The sequence below is a fragment of the Kribbella sp. VKM Ac-2571 genome, from assembly GCF_004362255.1.
GTDB lineage: Bacteria > Actinomycetota > Actinomycetes > Propionibacteriales > Kribbellaceae > Kribbella > Kribbella pratensis.
Window position 1 is genome coordinate 342,083 of the sequence record NZ_SNWS01000001.1, and the last position, 20,162, is coordinate 362,244.

A 20,162-nucleotide genomic window follows, 5' to 3' on the forward strand; every position below is an offset into this window, starting at 1 on the left:
ATTACCCGAAAGGGGTTATCCCGGGCCGAGGAGCGGGAGGCTCGGGCGTTGCGGCGTACCGAGAGCTTGGTAGCCGCGGCGGATCGCGTCCTGGAGTTTGTCGACCGGCCACGGCCAGTCCTCGGTGTGCTCGAGCGCCTTGTCCAGAGGAGTGCCGGCGTGGTGCAGGGTCGAGATCGTGTTCGCGACCCTGCCCAGCTCGATCGCCTGGTCGGTGGCGAACTCGACGTCGACGACCGCGCCGTGGCCCGGCACGATCTTCGCGTCCGGGGTCATCATGCCGATCGCGCTCTGGATCGTGTCCGGCCATTCCAGCGGGAACGAGTCCTCGCCGTACGACGGCGGCGCCGACTCCTCGATCAGGTCGCCGAGGAAGAACACGTTCACGTCCGGTACGCCGACCACGGTGTCACCGGAGGTGTGCCCGTTGCCGACGTACAGCAGCTCGACGCGGCGGTCGCCGAGGTCGATGACCTTCGCGACCGCGAACGTCGTACCGGCGAGCTTCTCCTCGGCGGCGGCGTTCTCGTGCAGGTAGACCGTCGCGTCGGTGAAGACGCTGTTGCCGGCCACGTGGTCGAAGTGCGCGTGGGTGTTGACGACCCATTTGACCGGTGCGTCGGTGAGCTCGCGGATGTGCTCGCGCAGCTGCTCGGCCTCCTCGGGGGTGGCGCGCGTGTCGATCACCAGCGCGCCGTCGGCTCCGACGACGAGGCCGACGTTCAGGTCCCATTCGTCGTACCGGCGGACCCAGGTGCGATCGCCGATCTCGGCCCAAGCGCTCATGAGCTCGAGATTACTTGCCTCGATCACTTGCTCAGTACGTCGCCCCTGGCCACCTGGTGCTTCGCGAGGCCGCGGAGCAGCAGCCCGACGTTGTCGCCGGCCCTCGCGGTCTGCAGGGTCTTGCGGAACATCTCGACGCCGGTCACCTCGACCTGCAGGATCGGCTGCCCGGCCCGGCTCAGCAGCACCTGCTCGCCGACCGTCACCGTCCCGGCCTGCACCCGCCCGGTCACCACGGTGCCGCGACCGCTGATCGAGAACACATCCTCGACCGTCATCCCGAACGACCCCACCGGCAGGTTGTCCTGCGGCCGCGGCGGCCCGGGAAAACTGTTCGGCCGCGCATGCCCCCGCGCGAGCATCTCCTGCGGATCCATCGGATTGCTGCCCCGCCTCCAGAACTTCCAGCCCATCCTTCGAGAGTAGTAGTTGGCAAGCCCTCTCCTCGCGTCTTAAGGTCGCAAGTGTTCCGATCGGAACTCCGAAACTTTCGAAGGGTGGTCGGTGTGACGACACGACGTGCTGTGGTGGTGCTGGGTGGCTGGGAAGGGCACTCGCCGGTCGAGGCGACCGAGCTGTTCATCCCGTACCTGAAGGAGAACGGCTTCGAGGTGACGGTCTCCGACAGCACCGCGGCGTACCTCGAGCTGGACGGCGTCGATCTCGTGCTGCAGTGCGTGACGATGAGCGAGATCGAGGACGACCACTTCAAGGGCCTGGAGGCGGCGATCCGGCGCGGCACCGGGTTCGCCGGCTGGCACGGCGGGATCGCGGACTCGTTCCGCAAGAACGTGGACTACAGCTTCATCACCGGCGGGCAGTTCATCTCGCACCCGCACGGGTTCACCGACTACCGCGTCGAGGTGGTGCCCGAGCAGGCCGATCACCCGATCGTCGAGGGCATCACGCACTTCGACGTGCACACCGAGCAGTACTACATCCACTACGACCCGACGAACACCGTCCTTGCGACGACGACGTTCGAGTCGCACCCGGACTACCCGTGGATCGAGGGCGCCGTGATGCCGGCCGTGTGGACCCGCACCTGGGGCGCGGGCAAGGTCTTCGTCTGCACGGTCGGCCACAAGCTCGACGACCTGGAGAAGCCCGAGGTCCGCACGATCATCGAACGGGGGCTGCTGTGGGCGAGCAAGTGAGTGGGCCGGTGACACGCGTCGGCATCGTCGGCACCGGGGTCATCTCCGGCACGTACCTGGACCACCTCGGCAAACTCCCGGGCGTCGACGTCGTCGCGGTCGCCGACCTGGACCTGGCTCGTGCTCAAACGATTGCCGACAAGAACCCGGCGATCCGCGCGGTCTCGCCGGAGGACCTGTACGCCGCTGACGACATCGAGATTGTCGTCAATCTGACGATCCCGGCCGCCCATGCCGCTGTGCACCAGGCCGCGCTGGCAGCCGGAAAACACGTGTACGGCGAGAAGCCGTTGGCCATGGACCGCACCGAAGCGGAGCCGCTGCTGAAGTACGCCGCCGCCAACGATCTCCGGATCGGCTGCGCACCGGACACCGTGCTCGGCACCGGCACCCAGACGGCTCGTGCGGTGATCGACCGCGGTGACATCGGCACCCCGCACGCGGCGACCGCGTTCATGGTGACGCCCGGCCACGAGTTGTGGCACCCCGCGCCCGAGTTCTACTACCAGCCGGGCGGCGGACCGGTCCTCGACATGGGCCCGTACTACGTGACCAGCCTGGTCACGCTGCTCGGCCCGGTCGTCCGAGTCACCGCCCGCGCGGGCCAGTCGAAACAGCAGCGCAAGATCCACACCGGCCCGCGGGCCGGGACCGTGTTCGACGTGGAGGTGCCGACGCACGTCACCGGCGTGCTGGAGCACGAGTCGGGCGCGCTGACGACCGTGCTGATGTCGTTCGACGTGTGGGCCGGGCGGCTGCCGCGGATCGAGGTCCACGGAACCGAGGGCAGCCTGTCCGTGCCGGACCCGAACGGGTTCGACGGGGCCGTCGAGCTCGTGACTCCGGAGCAGCGCGAGTGGACCGAGGTATCGGTCGCCGGTGGGTACGCCGGAGCCGGGCGCGGGGTCGGTGTCGCGGACATGGCGCGGGCGTTGCGAACGGGCGAGCCGCACCGCGCCAGCGGGGAGCTGGCGTACCACGTGCTGGACGTACTCGAGTCGTTCATCGACTCCGCCGTGCAGGACCAGCCGCTGAACGTGAGCAGCGCTGTGGCGCGTCCCGCGCCCGTTCCGTTGGGAGCCTCGCCCGAGACCGCCTAGACTGGCACTCCGAACGATTGAGTGCCAAGACAGTCGGAGAGGGTGGTGCGCGTGCTCGACGAACGCAAGCTGGATGTGCTCCGCGCCATCGTCGAGGACTACGTGGCCACTCATGAGCCGGTCGGCTCGAAGACCTTGGTCGACCGGCACAACCTCGGCGTCTCCCCGGCCACCGTGCGTAACGACATGGCTGCGCTGGAGGAGGAGGGGTACATCACCCAGCCGCACACCAGCGCCGGCCGGATCCCGACCGACGCGGGCTACCGGCTGTTCGTCGACAAGCTGAGCACGGTCAAGACGCTGTCGACCGCCGAGAAGAAGGCGATCACGTCGTTCCTGGCCGGAGCGGTCGACCTGGACGACGTCGTCCGCCGTACCGTCCGGCTGCTCGCCCAGATCACCCGCCAGGTCGCCGTCGTGCAGTACCCGTCGCTGAACCGGTCGAGCGTCCGGCACATCGAGGTCGTCACGATGAGCCCCCGGCGGTTGCTGCTGGTGCTGATCACCAGCAACGGCCGGGTCGAGCAGCGGCTCGTCGAGCACCCGCACGACGTCGACGAGCAACTGATCGCGGACCTGCGGTCCCGGTTGAACACTGCGCTCGCCGGACAGCGGCTGACCGACGCGACGACGTCCCTGGCCGGTGTGCCGGAGCAGTTCGCGCCGGCCGACCGGTCACTGGTCGCGGCGATCGTCACCACCTTGCTGGAGGCGTTCACCGACGAGGTCGGCGAGCAGCGGATCGCCGTCGGCGGCGCGGCCAACCTGACCCGGTACGGCGACGACTTCGAGCGGAACGTGAAGCCGGTGCTGGAGGCCCTGGAGGAGCACGTCATCCTCCTCAAGCTGCTCGGTGAGGCGACCAACCCGCAGACGCTGACCGTTCGCATCGGTCACGAGAACCCGTTCGAGGAGCTGGCCACCACCTCAGTGGTCGCGACCGGGTACGGGTCGCAGTCCGAGGCGCTGGCCACGCTCGGCATCGTCGGCCCGACCCACATGGACTACCCGAGCACAATGGGTGCAGTGCGCGCCGTCGCCCGCTACGTCAGCCAGATCCTGGCCGACTCCTAACGAATACAACCCCCTGGTCTGGAGTATGAGCACCGATTACTACGCCGTCCTAGGTGTCAGCCGTGACGCTTCAGCGGACGAGATCAAGAAGGCGTACCGCAAGCTGGCACGCCAGTACCACCCGGACGTGAACGACTCCGAGGACGCGCACCAGAAGTTCCAGGAGATCGGGCGCGCGTTCCAGGTGCTCAGCGACCCGCAGAAGCGGCAGATGCACGACCTCGGCGGCGACCCGTTCGCCACCGCGGCCGGCGGACCGGGCGGCGCCGGCTTCGGCCAGGCGTTCACGTTCACCGACATCATGGACGCGTTCTTCGGCCAGACCGGCGGGGCCACCCGCGGGCCGCGGCCGCGGACCCGGCGCGGTCAGGACGCGCTGATCCCGCTGCGGATCGACCTGGCCGAGGCGGCGTTCGGCACGACGCGCGAGCTCAAGGTCGACACCGCCGTACTGTGCCCGACCTGTAGCGGCTCCGGCGCGGCGGCCGGGTCCGAGCCGGTCACCTGCGAGATCTGCCACGGGCGTGGCGAGGTCACGCACACGCAGCGGTCGTTCCTCGGCGAGGTGCGGACGATGCGGCCGTGCCCGAACTGCCGCGGCTACGGCACCACGATCCCGAGCCCGTGCGTCGAGTGCTCCGGCGACGGGCGCGTGCGCTCCCGCCGTACCGTCACCGTGAAGATCCCCGGCGGCGTCGACACCGGCACGCGGGTGCAGCTGTCCGGTCAGGGCGAGATCGGCCCCGGCGGTGGCCCGGCCGGTGACCTGTACGTCGAGATCGAGGTCGAGCCGCACGACATCTTCACCCGTAACGGCGACGACCTGCATTGCACGGTGACGCTGCCGATGACGGCGGCGGCGCTCGGAACGACGATCGACCTGCCGACGCTCGAGGGCGAGACGACACCGCTGGAGATCCGTCCCGGCACGCAGTCCGGTACGGCGATGACGTTGTCCGCACGCGGCGTACCGCGGCTGCGGCACGCCGGTCGTGGCGACCTCATCGTGCAGATCATCGTCGAGACGCCGACCAAGATCGACGACGCCCAGGCCGAGCTCCTCAGGCAGCTCGCGGCGGTCCGCGACGAGGAACGCCCGCAGGGCCAGGTCCAGGCCACCCACAAGAGCGTCTTCGGCCGCCTCCGCGACGCCTTCGGCACCCACTAGATGACACCGCAACACCCCGGGGACGCCTCACCTCCCCACCGCGTCTCAGCGGCGCTGGGACGTGTCGCCTCCCGCCGCTTCTCAACGGGCGGGAGGTGTTCGTAAGTGGGGGTCGCCGTGTTCTTTCACTCTGACCTCGACGAGGACGAGCTGGTGCTCGACGGAGCCGAGGGGCGGCATGCAGCCGTCGTACGGCGGATCGGGCCGGGGGAGCGCGTTCGGCTGACGGACGGGCGGGGGTCCTGGGCCGAAGGGGCCGTGGTTGCCGCGTCGAAGGCTGGGGTGACCGTGGCGGTGGACGAGCGGGGAGCCGTCGTTGCCGCCGATCCCCGCGTGGTTGTGGTGCAGGCAGTGCCGAAGGGCGAACGCGCCGAGTTGGCGGTGGAGATGCTGACCGAGGTCGGCGTCGACGTGATCGTGCCGTGGAACGCGGAGCGCAGTCAGTTCCGCGCGAACCCGGAACGGGTCGAGAAGACGCTCGCGAAGTGGCGGGCATGGGCGTTCGAAGCGAGCAAGCAGTCACGGCGGACCTGGTTCGCCGAGGTCGCCCCGATCGCCACCACGGCCGAGGTCGCCGAGTTGCTGGCAGGCGCGGCGCTCCCCGTCGTACTGCACGAAGAAGCCACCACCCCACTGGCGTCCCTCGAACCCCCCACCACCGGCGACATCGTCCTAGTCATCGGCCCCGAAGGCGGCATCGCCCCCACGGAGCTGAAGTCCTTCGCCACCGAGCCCGTCCGCCTAGGCGACACCGTCCTCCGCACCTCAACCGCCGGCGTCGCCGCAGCCGCCGCCCTCCTGGTCCCCACCCGCTGGGCCTGAGCCCTAACTGCGGATGGCGGACTGGTATCTCGCCAGTGCGTCGGCGTCGTCGATGCTGCCGTGGTGGTGGATCTGCTGCCACGTGCCGGCGTACCTGAAGATCCGTGTCGTGCGGATCCGCAGCGGCTGCTCACCGAGCTCCGGATGCCGGTATGTGCCGACCTCCCGCCCCGCGAACACGACCGAATCGCCGAGCCAGTACGTCGCAGCGTCGCCGAACGTCACCTGCACGTTCAAAGTCCCCGCAAACACTCGCGCGTACAGATCCCGCACCGCCTCCCGCGACCGCAGGATCCCGCCGATCGGGTTGTTCAGCTGCACCAGCTCGTCATCCGCCCACCCGGCGACCAGCGTCTCCAGGTCCTTGCTGTTCAAGGCGTAGTAGAACGTCTCGAGCGCCGCAAGCGCCCCGTCGCGCCCGGGCAGCCGCGCCTCCGCCACCCGCGCCTGTGCACCCGGCCCGAATCCGTAGTCGACCAGCTCGATCATTCGCAGCACCTCGCTAAGCTGTTAGACAGGAACCGAACACAACTGTACGACAAGGATCGAACACCATGTCCGTCGAGTCAGCTCGCGCACGTACGCTCAGCCATGTCGACCCGGCCGAGGTGCCGTTGCAGGCTGCGCTGGATGCGCTGGCGGACCCGGTGCGGCGCTCGATCCTGCGCGACCTGGCCGTCCACGACGACTGGACCCGCGCCTGCGGCACGTTCGACCTCCCGGTGAAGAAGGCCACCGCCAGCCACCACTTCGCCGTACTCCGCGCCGCCGGCCTGATCGAACAACGCGACGAAGGCGCCCGCCGCCTCAACCGCCTCCGCCGCGAAGAGTTCAACAGCGCTTTCCCCGGCCTCCTCGCGGCCACCATCGACCGCGAGGACTGACGAGCTACCTCACGACGATCGACTTGGAGTCGGTCGAGGTGATCGTTCCGTCGCCTGCGGAGATCTCGAAGACCTCGAGGGTGTAGGTGCCCGGGGGGAGCTTGGTCACGCTGAAGGCGAACGGCGCGAACTTATAGGCCTCGCTCGTGTTGGCGGCGCCCTGTGCGACTACCGCTCGAGTCTTGACCGAGACGATGCGCCAGTTCACCTGGGCTTCGAAGACGGACGCGATGCCGGTCACCTTCACGGGAGTTGTGACGACGGTGTTGTCGTCCGGCGCGGTGACCCAGATGAACGCCTGCACCTCAGTGGCTTGTGCTCGGCTCATAGGTTGGCTGGTGTCGACCTGGCCGAACAGTTTGCCGGCGGCCCGACCCTGCTCGGTCACCTGGACTCGCGTGCCTCCAGCGTCCCCCAGAGCACCCTGCACCGTGTACACGAGTTGTTGGGTCGCGACCTTGGCGAGGTCGGCGTCGAGGTTGGTCTTCGGGAGTTGCTTGAAGTCGACTGTGACGATGCCGTTCGAGCGGGTGACGGTGTTCAGGGCTGCGCCACGCCAGACCGAGTAGTAGTCGGGGTCGCTCGGTTGCTTGGTGGTCATGATGCGGACCGCCTGCTCGGCCGGGCGGCCGCTGACCTTGGCCCAGGTGCGGTACAGGCGAGCGGCCGACTCCTTCTGCGCACCGACCTGCTGGCCGAGCCAGTAGACCGGGACGACAGTGCTCTTGACCGCTGGCTCCGGTACGCCGCTTTCCGTCGGACCCGCGGTCTTCGCGGACGGCGAGGTGGGCGGGGGCTGGGTCGGAGCTTGTGACGGCTCAGGGGTGACGCTCGCCACTGATGGGACCCGCGTCTCGGGTGCACCGGTTGCGGTGGTGGTGGAGCCGGCTACTGCGTCCCCGTCGTCGGCGACGTTGTCGGGGCCGTTGAGCATGGTGAAGGCGCCGATCGCGGCGGCCGTACCGGCGGCGGCGAGGCCGGCGGTCAGGAGCCAGGGGCGTCGCGCGGCGGAACGCTGGGCGTGCGCGCGGGCGCGGATCTCCGGCAGCGCGTCGGACGGCTCGATCCGGTCCGCCTCCTCGTGCAGGGACCGCCGCATCAGCTCGTCGAACGGGTCGTTCGGGTTGTTGTCGTTCATGCGTTCTGCTCCAGGAGCTGGCGCAGCGACTTGCTCGCGCGCGCGGCGTGGCTCTTCACGGATCCCCGGCTGATGCCCATCGTGTCCGCGATCTCGGCCTCCGACAGGTCACCGTAGTAGCGCAGGACCATCACTGTGCGTTGCTTCTCCGGGAGGGTCCGCATCGCCTCGATCACCCTGTCGGTCTCCTCGGTCCGCAGTACTGCCTGCTCCGCGCTCGGCTCGTCGGGAAGGGTCCGAGGGGTGTGCTTGTCCACCACAACCAGGTGGCGCTGGCGGGAGCGGCAGCGGTTCACCACAGCGGTCCGCAGGTACGCGAGCGCCTTGTGCGGGTCGCGCAGCCGGTTCCAGCGCGCGTGCATCGCGACGAACGCGTCCTGCACGATCTCTTCCGCCGTACCGGTGTCACGCAGCAGCAGGGCGCCGAGGCGGACCAGCGAGGTGTAGTGCGCGGTGTAGACAGCCGTCAGCGCCTCGTCGGCATCCCACGAGGACTCATGTGTCACGCACTCTTCGTACACCACGGCCGGTTGTGCCACGACACGAAGACGCGAAGACCGCCTTCCAGGTTGACAACGCTATGGCCCGAACGGCTGGCAGTCTGAAGAGATGAAGCAGCGCGGCGACGGCCAGTGGTCGGGGCACCGTGACATCACGTACGACGCTGTCGCACGGCTGTACGAGCAGCTGGCGGGACCGGACGGGACCATCCGCGGTCTGCGACAGGACGAGTACGCCGCCGCGCTGGACAAGGCCCAGGCGCATCAGGACCGCCCGCTCGGCGCGGGCGTGATCGAGAACTACGGCGGATCCGGCAAGTCCGTCCCGTACGCCGGCCCAGGCCCGACCGCGCATTCGGCGTACGTGAATCCGAACGCGCAACGCGAGCACTTCATGGCGGACCCGTACCGCAAGGGCTGGGACAACCTGCAGAGCAACACCGAATACATCTACGACGAGCTCGCGCAGGCGTCGGCTGCGGAGCGATCTGGCGAGTTCAAGCATCTCGGTGCCGCTGCGCATGCCCTGCAGGACAGCTACTCCGGTGCGCACGCCTGGCGCGCGGACTCGGTGTACGACGGTGACTCGACGGCGCCGGTGCTGTCGCTGCACGTGTTCACGCCGGTACACGCGGTGGGAATCGACGACGGGAAGAACACCCACTCCGACGAGTTCGACACGCCGCCGGCCACCTCGGGCTCGACGCGCGCGGCGATCGAGGCGACGTACCGGATGCTGCGCAGCTATGAGCTCAATCGCAACCTCGCCCCGGAGGAGGCGGACCCGGCCCGGCGCAACGACATGGCCCCGATGCTGCGCCCGGCGCCGTCCGGTGTCTCTGTGAACCTGCACCCCGGCCGGGAGTGGACCCTCGAGCGGAACCGCCGGCTCGCGCTCGAGCACGGCGTGCTCCAGGCCGGCCCGGAGGCGGACGAGATCGCCCGCCTCGCCGGTGTCCTGACCCCGCACGCCGCCGCCGGTGAGACCCCGGCGAAACCGCCGGAGGGGCGCCCGGGAAGCGTGTCCCGGCGAATTCCGAGTGAGGGTGTCGGACGAGGCGGCTAGCATGGGTGGACCACTTCATCGGCATCAGGAGGGAACAGGCTGTCCAGGCCACGCAGTATCGAACCGGAGGCGCGCCCGAACGGCACGGTTCCAGCAGTCGCCGGCACGCAGGCGTCGCACAAGATCGTCGTGCCGAACAGTATCGACATGGTGGCCCTGCTCGGAGCCCGGGACGAGTTCCTCCGCATCGTCGAGAAGGAGTTCGCCGCCGACATCATGGTCCGCGGCAACGAGATCACGCTGAACGGCGAGCCGGCCGAGCTGGCCCTGGCCGAGCGGCTGATCGACGAGCTGATCGCCGTGATCCGCACCGGGCACGGGCTGACCGCCGACTCGGTCGAGCGCAGTATCGCGATGATCAAGCAGGCCACGGCCGAGAGTCCGGCCGACGTGCTGACACAGAACATCCTGTCCAGCCGCGGCCGCACGATCCGGCCGAAGACGCTGAACCAGAAGCGGTACGTCGACGCCATCGACAAGAACACGATCGTGTTCGGGATCGGCCCTGCCGGTACCGGAAAGACCTACCTGGCGGTTGCCAAGGCGGTCCAGGCGCTGCAGGCCAAGGAGGTCAACCGGATCATCCTGACCCGGCCGGCCGTCGAGGCCGGTGAGCGGCTCGGGTTCCTGCCCGGCACCCTGTCGGAGAAGATCGACCCGTACCTGCGCCCGCTGTACGATGCGCTGCACGACATGCTCGACCCGGAGTCCATCCCGCGGCTGATGACCGCCGGCACGATCGAGATCGCGCCGCTGGCCTACATGCGCGGCCGGACGCTGAACGACGCCTACATCATCCTGGACGAGGCGCAGAACACCTCGCCGGAGCAGATGAAGATGTTCCTCACCCGGCTCGGGTTCGGCTCCAAGATGGTCGTCACCGGCGACGTCACCCAGGTCGACCTGCCGAACGGGACCCACTCCGGGCTGCGGGTCGTGCAGGACATCCTCGAAGGCGTCCAGGACCTGACGTTCTGCCGGCTCACCTCGCACGACGTGGTCCGGCACAAGCTGGTCGGCCGGATCGTCTCGGCGTACGAAAACTATGAAGGTAGTGCTGACAACCACCGATGAACGTCGAGGTCAACAACGAGTCCGGGGTCGAGATCGACGCACACGGACTGATGCGGCTCAGCCGGTTCGTGCTGTCGTCGCTGCGGCTGCACCCGGAGTGTGAACTGTCGATCAAGCTGGTCGACGAGGACACCATGGCGCGATATCACGTCGAGTTCCTGGACCTGCCGGGTCCGACCGACGTGATGTCGTGGCCGATGGACGAGCTGCGGCCGGGTTCCGACGGCGACGCCGACGAGGACCTGCCGCTCGGGCACCTCGGCGACATCGCGCTGTGCCCGACGGTCGCCGCCGCGCAGGGCGCGAAGGCCGGCCACGGCACGTGGGCCGAACTCGAGCTGCTGACGGTGCACGGCATCCTGCACCTGCTCGGGTACGACCATGCCGAACCCGCCGAGAAAGCGGAGATGTGGGACGTCCAGGGCCGCCTGCTGGAAGCATGGCGAGCCCCTGGAAACCGGCTAGAGGGTGTCTGACCGCGATGACTTCCCACGACCTTGTTCTTCTGGTTGTGGCCGTGGTGCTCGTTCTGCTGGCCGGGCTGCTTGCCGGGGCCGAGGCGGCGCTGTCGTCGTACTCGAAGGTGCGGGCGAACGAGCAGGTCGAGCTGGGCAACCTGCGGGCGGTCCGGCTGCGTGACCTGCTGTCCGACGCCCCGCGGTACCTGAACTCGCTGCTCCTGCTCCGGCTGATCTGCGAGATCACCGCGATCGTGCTGGTCACCCAGGCGCTGTCCGGCGTCCTCGAGGTGACCTGGCAGCACGTGCTGATCACGGCCGTGGTGATGGTGCTGATCTCGTACGTGATCATCGGGGTCGCGCCGCGGACGCTCGGCCGCCAGCACTCGGACCGGTTCGCGATCATGTCGGCCGGCCCGGTGATGGCGCTGACCCGGATCCTCGGGCCGCTGCCGAAGTTCCTGATCCTGATCGGCAACGCGCTGACCCCGGGCAAGGGGTTCGCCGAGGGCCCGTTCGCGACCGAGGCCGAGCTGCGGGCGCTGGTCGACTACGCGGAGAAGTCCGCGGTGATCGAGTCCGGCGAGCGGCAGATGATCCACTCGGTGTTCGAACTCGGCGACACCATCGTCCGCGAGGTGATGGTCCCGCGCACGGACATGGTCTACATCGAGCGGCACAAGAAGCTCCGCCAGCTCACGTCGCTGGCGCTGCGCTCCGGGTACTCGCGGATCCCGGTGATCGGCGAGTCGCTCGACGACATCGTCGGCGTCGTCTACCTCAAGGACGTGATGCGCCGGGTGTACGACAACGCCCAGGCCGAGTCGACCGAGCGGGTCGAGTCGGTGATGCGGCGGTGCATGTACATCCCGGACTCCAAACCGGTCGACGAGCTGCTCCGGGAGATGCAGGCGGCCCGGATGCACGTCGCGATCGTCGTCGACGAGTACGGCGGAACGGCCGGCCTGGTCACCATCGAGGACATCCTGGAAGAGATCGTCGGCGAGATCACCGACGAGTACGACGAGGACCCGGACTCGGTGCAGCAACTGTCCGACGGCGCGTACCGGGTGTCGAGCCGGTTGCCGATCGACGAGCTGGGCGAGCTGTTCGGCGTACCCCTGGACGACGACGACGTCGACACCGTCGGCGGCCTGATGGCCAAACTGCTCGGCAAGGTGCCGATCCCCGGCGCCGAGGTGGGGATCGAAGGTCTGTCGCTGACCGCGGAGCGGCCGTCCGGCCGCCGCAACCAGGTCGGTACGGTTCTCGTACGGCGCGAGGAGCCGACTCCTGCCCCGCAGGACCAGAACCACCAACACGCCTGACCTAGGACCCACCCCACCCCGCCTCCTTCCTTGAACTTTTGGAGCTTTTCTTGTCAGACCTTTCGGCGGAGGACGCCAAACTCGTCACGCTCGCCCGCGCTGCCCGTGCACGGACGCGGGCCGCTGAAGGAGCCGCCGTACGGGACTCCGACGGGCGGACGTACTCCGCCTGCACGGTCGCGCTCGACACGGTCGAGCTGACCGCGCTGCAGCTGGCGGTGGCGATGGCGCTCGCGTCCGGGGTGAAAGGTCTCGAGGCGGCCGCCGTGGTCACCGAGTCCGAATCCGCCGATGTGGGCGTCGTCCGGCACTTCGCCGGCGCCAACATTCCCGTAGTACTTGCCCTTGGCACTGGAGAGGTCCGCGATGTCGTCCACACCTGAGAACTTCAAAGCGGGTTTCGCCTGCTTCGTCGGCCGGCCGAACGCGGGCAAGTCCACCCTCACCAACGCCCTGGTGGGCAAGAAGATCGTCATCACGTCGTCGAAGCCGCAGACCACGCGGCACGCTGTCCGCGGGATCGTGCACCGGCCCGATGCGCAGCTGATCCTGGTGGACACACCCGGTCTGCACAAGCCGCGCACGCTGCTCGGTGAGCGGCTGAACGATCTGGTGAAGACCACCTGGGCCGAGGTAGACGTGATCGCGGTCTGTCTGCCGGCCAGCGACAAGATCGGCCCGGGCGACCGTTTCCTGGCGGCCGAGGCGGCGAAGGTCGCGAAGACGCCGAAGGTCGCGCTCGCCACCAAGGCCGACCTTGTCGAACCCGAGCGGATGGTCGAGCATCTGGCCGACATCCAGGCGCTCGGCGAGTCGTCCGGCATCGAGTGGGCGTCGATCGTACCGGTGTCCGCGACGTCCGGGTACCAGGTCGATCTGGTCGCCGACGAGCTCGTCAAGCTGCTGCCTTCCGGTTTTCCGCTCTATCCGGACGGTGACATCACCGACGAGCCCGAGGAGACGCTGGTCGCGGAGCTGATCCGCGAAGCGGCGCTCGAGGGTGTCCGGGACGAGCTTCCGCACTCGATCGCGGTCACGATCGACGAGATGGGGCTGCGCGAGGACCGGCCGGAGGACAAGCCGCTACTGGACGTGTACGCGAACATCTTCCTGGAGCGGGAAAGCCAGAAGGGCATCGTGATCGGCCACAAGGGTGCCCGGCTGCGCGAGGTCGGCGCGGCGGCCCGGCGGCAGATCGAGGCCCTGCTCGGTACGCCGGTGTACCTCGACCTGCACGTCAAGATCGCGAAAAACTGGCAGACAGACGCGAAGAACCTGCGCAAACTGGGGTTCTGATGAACCTGCGCAATCCCGTGTACGCCGCTCTGACCGGCGTGCACGCCCCGTTCGCCGAGAGCCGCGGCAACGTCCGGCGTTATCCGCCCGCGATGGCGCCGTTCCTCGCGCTGCCCGACGTACCGACCGAGCAGGACTGGGCCGACGCGGCCGCCCTGCTCGGGTCCGGTACGACCGGTGCGCTGATGCGCCCGGCCCTGGCGGTGCCGGACAGCTTCAAGGTGGAGCTGGAGATCGATCTGCTCCAGTTCCACGCGCCCGAATCGCTGCCGGCCGCTGACCCGGAGGCGGTCGTCCTCGGCGTCGACGACGTACCCGAGATGCTTTCGCTCGTCGCGCTCACCGACCCCGGCCCGTTCCGGAGCCGCACGATCGAGCTCGGCACGTTCATCGGCGTACGCCGTGACGGCGAGCTGATCGCGATGGCCGGTACGCGGTTCGCGCTTCCTGGCTACACAGAGATCAGCGCAGTCTGCACGCATCCGTCGTACCAGGGCCAAGGCCTCGCCAGCCGGCTGATCCGCGCGGTCGCCGCGCACATCACCGCGGCCGGCCAGGCCCCGTTCCTCCACACCGGCGGCGGCAACACCAACGCGATCCGCCTCTACAACTCCCTCGGCTTCACCCTCACCAACGAGATGAAGGTGACGGTCGTCGAGGCCGTCTAGCTCAGCTCGGGGACGGCTAGACCGACTTCTGGTAGATCAGGAACCGGGAGACGATCTTGTAGTTGAGCTGCTCGTTGATGCCGATCATGTGGTTGTTGGACTCGGCGTTCCAGGTGTCGATCTGGGTCAGCGCCGGCTCCTCGTCGCGCAACCAGAGCAGCATCGCGGACTTGAGCAGCGCTCCGAGCCGGTGACCGCGATGGTCGCGGGACACCGCGGTGTCGTGCTGCTCGCCGAGGTGCGGGCGCTCCCGCTCGACCGCGATGACCGTGTGGCCGGCCAGGTCGCCGGTGTCCTTCCGACGGGCGACCACCCGGTAGATCGTGCGGTCGCTCTTCGCCTGGGCCTCCTCGTACGCCCGGATCCGCTCCGGGCTGTACACGTCGTCGTCGACGTCGAGGTCGTCCCTCGGCGCGTCGTTGATCGACTCGGTCACCGCGACCATGCCGTCCAGCATGTCGTCAGGCAGCGACCCCGTGAACCTCACCAGCTCGTACGCCGACGACGCCGCCACCGCCTCGTCGTACAGCCGCTGGACGACGCCCCAGTCCAGCCCGGACAGGTCCTGTCGCCGGTTGACCTCGATCGCCTTCTGCTCGAACGCGTGCCGCTGGGCGAACGCCTCCGCCTTCGGCAGGTCGAGTCCGCCGAAGCCGACCACGTTCCGGCCGAGTTCACGGGTCAGGTTCTCGCCGTACCCGACCAGCGCCGACCCGATGCCGCGGCCGCGGTGATCGGGATGGACCTTGACGTCGAGCCAGGTCTGGTTGGTGTTGTCGTACTCCGGCACGTTGACCGTGAGCAGCCCGACCGGCGTCCCGTCCTCGCGGGCCAGGAAGGCCTGCGGCGGTTCCAGGTCCCAGCCGTAGCGCAGCATGTTCGCGAAACTCCGCGGCGTGTGCTGCACCATCTCGGGACAGTCCAGCTTCCAGCCGGCCGAGTCCACAGCGACGGCCTCGGCGCATCCGACCTCGTCGTCGGCTGACAGTTTGGTGATCTCCACGCCTCAGGGTCCACCGAGACCCCCGGTTACCGCGACTGGTTTATCCCCGGAGGATCTCGTCCGGCGCGGCACACCGTAATCCGGGCACTCTTGACTGATTCCAGACTGCGGAGAAGACTCGCGAACGTGGCCATCGAGTCCGAACTCGAGCAGGTGCTACGGACGGCCGCGCTCCGGGTCACCCGTCCCCGGATGGCGGTACTGCGAGCCGTGCACCAGCATCCGCATGCCGACACCGACGGGATCATCCGGGCCACCCGGGACGAGTTGCCCGACGTGTCCCATCAAGCGGTGTACGACGTACTCCGCGCACTGGCCGACGCCGGCCTGGTCCGGCGGATCCAGCCGGCCGGTTCGGTGGCCCGCTACGAGGCGCGGGTGGGGGACAACCACCACCACCTGGTCTGCCGGTCCTGCGGCGCCATCGTCGACGTCGACTGTGCGGTCGGGCACGCGCCCTGCCTCACCGCGTCCGACGACCGGGGTTTCGTCGTCGACGAGGCCGAGGTCGTGTACTGGGGCCTGTGCCCGACCTGTGCCGCCGGCACTTCCTGACATCAGCAATCGCACCGAGAGGTTGAGCATGTCCGACACACCCGGCGTTACCCAGCACGGCAGTGAGAGCGAGAACCCTGCCATCGACTCCCCGGAGCCGACTGTCAGCCGGCCGCGCAGCAACCGGGACTGGTGGCCGAACCAGCTGGACCTGACGATCCTGCACCCGCACGCGGCGAAGTCGAATCCGATGGCGGAGGACTTCGACTACGCCGAGGAGTTCAGCAAGCTCGACGTCGACGAGCTCAAGCGCGATCTCGCCGAGGTGATGCGGACGTCGCAGGACTGGTGGCCCGCGGACTTCGGGCACTACGGACCGCTGTTCATCCGGATGAGCTGGCACGCGGCCGGCACGTACCGGATCGAGGACGGCCGCGGCGGCGCGGGCGACGGGGCGCAGCGGTTCGCGCCGCTGAACAGCTGGCCCGACAACGCGAACCTGGACAAGGCCCGCCGGCTGCTCTGGCCGGTGAAGCAGAAGTACGGCCGGAAGGTCTCGTGGGCCGACCTGCTCGTCCTGGCCGGCAACGTGGCCCTCGAGGACATGGGGTTCAAGACCTTCGGCTTCGGGTTCGGACGGGAGGACGTCTGGGAGCCGGAAGAGATCTACTGGGGTCCGGAGGACACCTGGCTCGGCGACGAGCGGTACAGCGGCGACCGCGAGCTGGGTGGCCCGCTCGGTGCGGTCCAGATGGGCCTGATCTACGTCAACCCGGAAGGCCCGAACGGCAACCCGGACCCGCTGGCCGCGGCCCGCGACATCCGCGAGACGTTCGGCCGGATGGCGATGAACGACGAGGAGACCGTCGCGCTGATCGCCGGCGGCCACACGTTCGGCAAGACTCACGGCGCCGGACCCGCGGAGAGCGTCGGTCCGGAGCCCGAGGCGGCGCCGCTCGAGGCCCAAGGGCTCGGCTGGGCGAGCAGCTACGGGACCGGCAAGGCCGGCGACGCGATCACCAGCGGGCTCGAGGTGACCTGGACGAGTACGCCGACCCGGTGGGGCAACGGCTTCTTCGAGAACCTGTTCGGCCACGAATGGGAGCTGACGCAGAGCCCGGCCGGCGCCAAGCAGTGGGTCGCCAAGGACGCCGGCGAGTCGGTGCCGGACGCGCACGACGCGTCGAAGAAGCACCGTCCGACCATGCTGACGACCGACCTCGCGCTGCGGTTCGACCCGGTCTACGGCCCGATCTCGCGACGCTTCTTCGAGAACCCCGACGAGTTCGCACTCGCGTTCGCGAAGGCCTGGTACAAGTTGCTGCACCGTGACATGGGTCCGGTCTCGCGCTTCCTCGGTCCATGGGTCCCGTCGCCGCAGCTGTGGCAGGACCCGGTCCCGGCGGTCGACCACGAGCTGATCGACGACGCTGACATCGCGGCGCTCAAGGAGAAGGTCCTCGGTTCCGGATTGTCGGTGCGGCAGTTGGTGTCCACGGCGTGGGCGTCCGCGGCCGGCTTCCGCGGGACCGACAAACGCGGCGGCGCGAACGGCGCGCGGATCCGGCTCGAGCCGCAGCGCAGCTGGGAGTGCAACGAGCCGGCCGAGCTGGCGAAGGTCCTGGAGACCCTGGAGCGGATCCAGCAGGACTTCAACGCGTCGCAGCCGGGTGGCAAGCGCGTGTCGCTCGCCGACCTGATCGTGCTCGGGGGCAACGCGGCGGTCGAGCGGGCGGCGAAGAACGCCGGTCAGGACGTCACCGTTCCGTTCCACCCCGGCCGGACCGACGCGACGCAGGAGCAGACCGACGTCGAGTCGTTCGGCGTCCTCGAGCCGCGGGCCGACGGGTTCCGGAACTACCTGCGGGCCGGGGAGAAGTTGTCGCCGGAGACGCTGCTGCTGGACCGCGCGTACATGCTGACGCTCACGAGTCCGGAGATGACCGTTCTGGTCGGCGGCCTCCGGGCGCTCGGTGCGAACGTCGGCAACGCGAAGCACGGCGTCTTCACCGACAGGACTGACACCCTGTCGACCGACTTCTTCGTCAATCTGCTGGCACCGGGATCCGAGTGGCGGGCGTCGGAGTCCGACGAGAACCTGTTCGAGATCCGGGATGCCGCGACCGGCGAGCTGAAGTGGACCGCGACGGCGGCCGACCTGATCTTCGGGTCGAACTCGCAGCTGCGCTCGCTGTCCGAGGTCTACGCGAGCGCCGATGCCCAGGAGAAGTTCGTCAAGGACTTCGTCGCCGCCTGGACCAAGGTCATGGAGCTCGACCGCTTCGATCTGCGCTGAAGTGCCGCGTTCCGGGCCCGCTCCTCAGGGGGCGGGCCCGGAACGTTTGTTCAGGACGGTGCCGGCATGCCGTAGGCGTGGTCGACGGTCATCGAGAACATCAGCCGCTTGTCCTGGACCATCACCGCGCGGTACTCGTCCCAGTCCGGGTGTTCGCCGGACGCAGTCCGGTAGTAGTCGACGAGATCCTCGACCACCGCGTCGTACGGCTCGGCGGCGACCGGGCTGAGCTCGGCCTTGCCTTCCAGGACGAGGTACGAGCGGCCGTTCGGGCCGTTGACGTACAGGCTGGCGCGCGGGTCGCGGCGCAGGTTCTTGGTCTTGGCGCGGCCATCGGTGAGCGAGATCCGGACGCGTTCGCCGTCGAACACATAGGTGATGTTGGACAGCTGCGGCCGGCCGTCCCGCTTGATCGTGACCAGCACGCCGAGCCCGTGTGTCCCGATCCGGTCGAGGAGAGTTTCCGTCATGCCGCAAGCTTAGGAATTCAAGCGCTCTTGAAGGCAAGGAACGTCCGGACCATGGCCAGCCAGAGTTCGGGTGCGTGGGTGTGGATACGGTGACCGGCCTCGATCGTGCTGATGGTTGCCGAGGGCATCAGGGCGGGTCGCACCTGCGCCTCGTGAGCCAACCGGCCGCTAGCAGTGCTAGCGCGGGCATCGCGCGCGTGGTTGGTGCGGTGTCTGCGGTGTCTGCGGTGTCTGCGGCGTCCCGTGGCGGGACCGGGAGTTCCTCCAGGACCAGGCTGTCGACACGATCGGGATCCGCCATCGCGACAGCACTCGCCACGAACGCTCCGAGCGAATTGCCGACAATCGTCCGGTGGTCCAGGCCGTCGAGTTCACCCAGTACCTGGTCGCGGAAGTCGTCGAGCCGGTACGGGCGGCGTCGCGGGGCGTTGTGCCGTGGCCCAGCAACGTCGGACGATGCACCCGGTACCCCAACGCCTCGAACTCGGGTACGAAGCGGTCCCACGTCGACGGTCCACTCGTACCTGCGTGCAAACACACCAGATCTCTCATTGAACGCTCCCCTCAAACACTCACCAGAAGTACGCCGGCCACCACAACGACCAGTCCCGCGACGCGCGGCCGCTCGCGGAGAACGACTGCGCCGAGTAGTGCGCCCAGGACGACGTTCAGCGTCCGGCCGACCGCCACCGTGCCGACCGACGCGAACGACAACGCCAGGAGCACCAACCCGTAACTGGCCGGCATCAACACCGCGATCGGTACGGCGGTCCGCCAGTGCCGGGCCGCGCCGCGGACGTCGCGGACGATTGTCGACAACACGACGATCTGCGCCACGTTCGCAACGGCCAGGTACGAGAGCACGTCGACCTGCAACGAGTCGACCGCAAACGCATCCCACAACGTGTAGGCCGCCGTACATCCCGCCACCGCCATCGCCACCGCCAGCCCGAGCGCCACGCTGCGCCGCTGTGAACGTGGTGGATCCAGGATGAGTACGCCGGTCAGCACCAAGGCGGCGCCGACGTACACCTGCGGATGTGGCGGCACTGCGGCGATCGTCACCAGCGCCGGCGCGGTGCCCCGGCTGATCGGGTACACAGTCGAGAACTCCCCGAGCGCGTAGGCCTTCTGCAGCGTGACGGCGTACGTCGTGTGTAGCGCCATGCTCACCACGCCGGCCCACCAGACCGTCGTGAGAGGGCCGCGAACGAGCAGGACGATCGAGACGGGCAGTGTCAGCAGGCCGCAGAGCCAGACGAACGCCGGACCGCCTGGGCCAGTGCGTTTGAGTAGCAGGTTCCAGGCCGCGTGGCAGGCGGCGGAAGCCGTCAGCAGGCCGAGGGCGATCACGTAGACAGTGTCTACATGAGGTTGAT

24 protein-coding genes are annotated in these 20,162 nt (G+C 68.7%); 15 read left to right on the forward strand and 9 right to left on the reverse strand.

All coding sequences use genetic code 11. The annotated features are described in order from the left end of the window. Window positions 1–15: 15 nt before the first annotated feature. Together EV651_RS01690 and EV651_RS01695 are read right to left on the reverse strand one after the other, a co-directional pair. A complete protein-coding gene (locus EV651_RS01690; protein WP_133781202.1) occupies window positions 16–786 on the reverse strand; it encodes an MBL fold metallo-hydrolase in 771 nt (256 codons plus the stop codon). A gap of 23 nt (window positions 787–809) precedes the next feature. Further along, the gene (locus EV651_RS01695) at window positions 810–1,199 is read right to left on the reverse strand and encodes an EF-Tu/IF-2/RF-3 family GTPase (RefSeq protein ID WP_133781203.1); all 390 of its coding nucleotides are present in this window, start codon (window positions 1,197–1,199) and stop codon (window positions 810–812) included. Between the two features lie 93 nt (window positions 1,200–1,292). On the opposite strand from EV651_RS01695, the gene EV651_RS01700 reads away from it, so the two are divergent. The 5 genes from EV651_RS01700 to EV651_RS01720 all read left to right on the forward strand — a co-directional run bounded on the left by EV651_RS01700 (window position 1,293) and on the right by EV651_RS01720 (window position 6,107). Next, on the forward strand, window positions 1,293–1,943 hold the full coding sequence (locus EV651_RS01700) for a ThuA domain-containing protein (RefSeq protein WP_238156586.1): 651 nt from the start codon (window positions 1,293–1,295) through the stop codon (window positions 1,941–1,943). Window positions 1,944–1,951: 8 nt separating this feature from the next. Next, window positions 1,952–3,043 (forward strand): Gfo/Idh/MocA family protein, encoded by a 1,092-nt coding sequence (locus EV651_RS01705; protein WP_238156587.1) that lies wholly within the window; start codon window positions 1,952–1,954, stop codon window positions 3,041–3,043. Window positions 3,044–3,094: 51 nt separating this feature from the next. Next, entirely contained in the window at window positions 3,095–4,117 is a 1,023-nt protein-coding gene (gene hrcA / locus EV651_RS01710; protein ID WP_133781207.1) for a heat-inducible transcriptional repressor HrcA, read from the forward strand. Window positions 4,118–4,142: 25 nt separating this feature from the next. Then, window positions 4,143–5,285: a molecular chaperone DnaJ gene (gene dnaJ, locus EV651_RS01715; protein WP_133781209.1), complete on the forward strand. Its 1,143-nt coding sequence runs from the start codon at window positions 4,143–4,145 to the stop codon at window positions 5,283–5,285. Window positions 5,286–5,402: 117 nt separating this feature from the next. Further along, window positions 5,403–6,107, forward strand: a complete 705-nt coding sequence (locus EV651_RS01720; protein ID WP_238156588.1) for a 16S rRNA (uracil(1498)-N(3))-methyltransferase — start codon at window positions 5,403–5,405, stop codon at window positions 6,105–6,107. Between the two features lie 3 nt (window positions 6,108–6,110). On the opposite strand, the gene EV651_RS01725 is transcribed toward EV651_RS01720, so the two are convergent. Then, on the reverse strand, window positions 6,111–6,596 hold the full coding sequence (locus EV651_RS01725; protein WP_133781213.1) for a nuclear transport factor 2 family protein: 486 nt from the start codon (window positions 6,594–6,596) through the stop codon (window positions 6,111–6,113). A gap of 65 nt (window positions 6,597–6,661) precedes the next feature. Here EV651_RS01725 and EV651_RS01730 point away from each other — a divergent pair, with 65 nt between their 5' ends. Next, entirely contained in the window at window positions 6,662–6,991 is a 330-nt protein-coding gene (locus EV651_RS01730) for a helix-turn-helix transcriptional regulator (RefSeq protein WP_133781216.1), read from the forward strand. Window positions 6,992–6,995: 4 nt separating this feature from the next. Here the strand turns inward: EV651_RS01730 and EV651_RS01735 are convergent, their stop codons facing one another. Together EV651_RS01735 and EV651_RS01740 are read right to left on the reverse strand one after the other, a co-directional pair. Next, window positions 6,996–8,129 (reverse strand): Gmad2 immunoglobulin-like domain-containing protein, encoded by a 1,134-nt coding sequence (locus EV651_RS01735; RefSeq protein ID WP_133781218.1) that lies wholly within the window; start codon window positions 8,127–8,129, stop codon window positions 6,996–6,998. Continuing rightward, window positions 8,126–8,635: a SigE family RNA polymerase sigma factor gene (locus tag EV651_RS01740; RefSeq protein WP_238156589.1), complete on the reverse strand. Its 510-nt coding sequence runs from the start codon at window positions 8,633–8,635 to the stop codon at window positions 8,126–8,128. Before EV651_RS01740 ends, EV651_RS01735 begins: the two co-directional genes overlap by 4 nt. Window positions 8,636–8,738: 103 nt before the next feature. On the opposite strand from EV651_RS01740, the gene EV651_RS01745 reads away from it, so the two are divergent. The 7 genes from EV651_RS01745 (at window position 8,739) to EV651_RS01775 (ending at window position 14,519) form a co-directional block, all read left to right on the forward strand. Then, window positions 8,739–9,695 (forward strand): hypothetical protein, encoded by a 957-nt coding sequence (locus EV651_RS01745; RefSeq protein ID WP_133781220.1) that lies wholly within the window; start codon window positions 8,739–8,741, stop codon window positions 9,693–9,695. Window positions 9,696–9,842: 147 nt separating this feature from the next. Then, on the forward strand, window positions 9,843–10,769 hold the full coding sequence (locus tag EV651_RS01750; RefSeq protein WP_166679889.1) for a PhoH family protein: 927 nt from the start codon (window positions 9,843–9,845) through the stop codon (window positions 10,767–10,769). Further along, window positions 10,766–11,245 carry an rRNA maturation RNase YbeY gene (ybeY, locus tag EV651_RS01755; protein WP_133781224.1) on the forward strand — a complete coding sequence of 160 codons (480 nt, stop codon included), beginning with the start codon at window positions 10,766–10,768 and terminating at the stop codon, window positions 11,243–11,245. Before EV651_RS01750 ends, ybeY begins: the two co-directional genes overlap by 4 nt. A 5-nt stretch (window positions 11,246–11,250) precedes the next feature. Further along, window positions 11,251–12,555: a hemolysin family protein gene (locus tag EV651_RS01760; RefSeq protein WP_133781226.1), complete on the forward strand. Its 1,305-nt coding sequence runs from the start codon at window positions 11,251–11,253 to the stop codon at window positions 12,553–12,555. Between the two features lie 50 nt (window positions 12,556–12,605). Next, window positions 12,606–12,938, forward strand: coding sequence for a cytidine deaminase (locus EV651_RS01765; RefSeq protein WP_133781228.1), 333 nt, complete (start codon window positions 12,606–12,608; stop codon window positions 12,936–12,938). Then, window positions 12,922–13,851, forward strand: a complete 930-nt coding sequence (gene era, locus EV651_RS01770; RefSeq protein WP_133781230.1) for a GTPase Era — start codon at window positions 12,922–12,924, stop codon at window positions 13,849–13,851. Before EV651_RS01765 ends, era begins: the two co-directional genes overlap by 17 nt. Continuing rightward, on the forward strand, window positions 13,851–14,519 hold the full coding sequence (locus EV651_RS01775) for a GNAT family N-acetyltransferase (RefSeq protein WP_133781232.1): 669 nt from the start codon (window positions 13,851–13,853) through the stop codon (window positions 14,517–14,519). The genes era and EV651_RS01775 overlap by 1 nt, the downstream gene beginning before the upstream one ends. Window positions 14,520–14,535: 16 nt before the next feature. Here EV651_RS01775 and EV651_RS01780 read toward each other — a convergent pair whose 3' ends face one another. Next, entirely contained in the window at window positions 14,536–15,522 is a 987-nt protein-coding gene (locus EV651_RS01780; protein WP_238156590.1) for a GNAT family N-acetyltransferase, read from the reverse strand. Window positions 15,523–15,648: 126 nt separating this feature from the next. On the opposite strand from EV651_RS01780, the gene EV651_RS01785 reads away from it, so the two are divergent. Together EV651_RS01785 and katG are read left to right on the forward strand one after the other, a co-directional pair. Then, window positions 15,649–16,077, forward strand: coding sequence for a Fur family transcriptional regulator (locus tag EV651_RS01785; protein ID WP_133781234.1), 429 nt, complete (start codon window positions 15,649–15,651; stop codon window positions 16,075–16,077). 28 nt (window positions 16,078–16,105) lie between these two features. After that, window positions 16,106–18,313, forward strand: coding sequence for a catalase/peroxidase HPI (gene katG / locus EV651_RS01790; RefSeq protein ID WP_133781236.1), 2,208 nt, complete (start codon window positions 16,106–16,108; stop codon window positions 18,311–18,313). 50 nt (window positions 18,314–18,363) lie between these two features. On the opposite strand, the gene EV651_RS01795 is transcribed toward katG, so the two are convergent. The 3 genes from EV651_RS01795 to EV651_RS01805 all read right to left on the reverse strand — a co-directional run bounded on the left by EV651_RS01795 (window position 18,364) and on the right by EV651_RS01805 (window position 20,136). After that, window positions 18,364–18,783: a PPOX class F420-dependent oxidoreductase gene (locus tag EV651_RS01795; protein ID WP_133781238.1), complete on the reverse strand. Its 420-nt coding sequence runs from the start codon at window positions 18,781–18,783 to the stop codon at window positions 18,364–18,366. 127 nt (window positions 18,784–18,910) lie between these two features. Continuing rightward, window positions 18,911–19,321 (reverse strand): alpha/beta fold hydrolase, encoded by a 411-nt coding sequence (locus tag EV651_RS01800; protein WP_133781240.1) that lies wholly within the window; start codon window positions 19,319–19,321, stop codon window positions 18,911–18,913. A 26-nt stretch (window positions 19,322–19,347) separates the two neighbouring features. Beyond that, window positions 19,348–20,136 carry a hypothetical protein gene (locus tag EV651_RS01805; protein ID WP_133781242.1) on the reverse strand — a complete coding sequence of 263 codons (789 nt, stop codon included), beginning with the start codon at window positions 20,134–20,136 and terminating at the stop codon, window positions 19,348–19,350. Window positions 20,137–20,162 lie beyond the last annotated feature (26 nt).

Coding starts and splice junctions, on each gene's coding strand:
- EV651_RS01795 (WP_133781238.1), bottom strand. CDS start 18,783: ATGACGGAAACTCTCCTCGACCGGATCGGGACACACGGGCTCGGCGTG.
- EV651_RS01730 (WP_133781216.1), top strand. CDS start 6,662: ATGTCCGTCGAGTCAGCTCGCGCACGTACGCTCAGCCATGTCGACCCG.
- EV651_RS01745 (WP_133781220.1), top strand. CDS start 8,739: ATGAAGCAGCGCGGCGACGGCCAGTGGTCGGGGCACCGTGACATCACG.
- dnaJ (WP_133781209.1), top strand. CDS start 4,143: ATGAGCACCGATTACTACGCCGTCCTAGGTGTCAGCCGTGACGCTTCA.
- EV651_RS01735 (WP_133781218.1), bottom strand. CDS start 8,129: ATGAACGACAACAACCCGAACGACCCGTTCGACGAGCTGATGCGGCGG.
- EV651_RS01750 (WP_166679889.1), top strand. CDS start 9,843: ATGGTGGCCCTGCTCGGAGCCCGGGACGAGTTCCTCCGCATCGTCGAG.
- ybeY (WP_133781224.1), top strand. CDS start 10,766: ATGAACGTCGAGGTCAACAACGAGTCCGGGGTCGAGATCGACGCACAC.
- EV651_RS01690 (WP_133781202.1), bottom strand. CDS start 786: ATGAGCGCTTGGGCCGAGATCGGCGATCGCACCTGGGTCCGCCGGTAC.
- EV651_RS01760 (WP_133781226.1), top strand. CDS start 11,251: ATGACTTCCCACGACCTTGTTCTTCTGGTTGTGGCCGTGGTGCTCGTT.
- katG (WP_133781236.1), top strand. CDS start 16,106: ATGTCCGACACACCCGGCGTTACCCAGCACGGCAGTGAGAGCGAGAAC.
- EV651_RS01695 (WP_133781203.1), bottom strand. CDS start 1,199: ATGGGCTGGAAGTTCTGGAGGCGGGGCAGCAATCCGATGGATCCGCAG.
- EV651_RS01725 (WP_133781213.1), bottom strand. CDS start 6,596: ATGATCGAGCTGGTCGACTACGGATTCGGGCCGGGTGCACAGGCGCGG.
- era (WP_133781230.1), top strand. CDS start 12,922: ATGTCGTCCACACCTGAGAACTTCAAAGCGGGTTTCGCCTGCTTCGTC.
- EV651_RS01775 (WP_133781232.1), top strand. CDS start 13,851: ATGAACCTGCGCAATCCCGTGTACGCCGCTCTGACCGGCGTGCACGCC.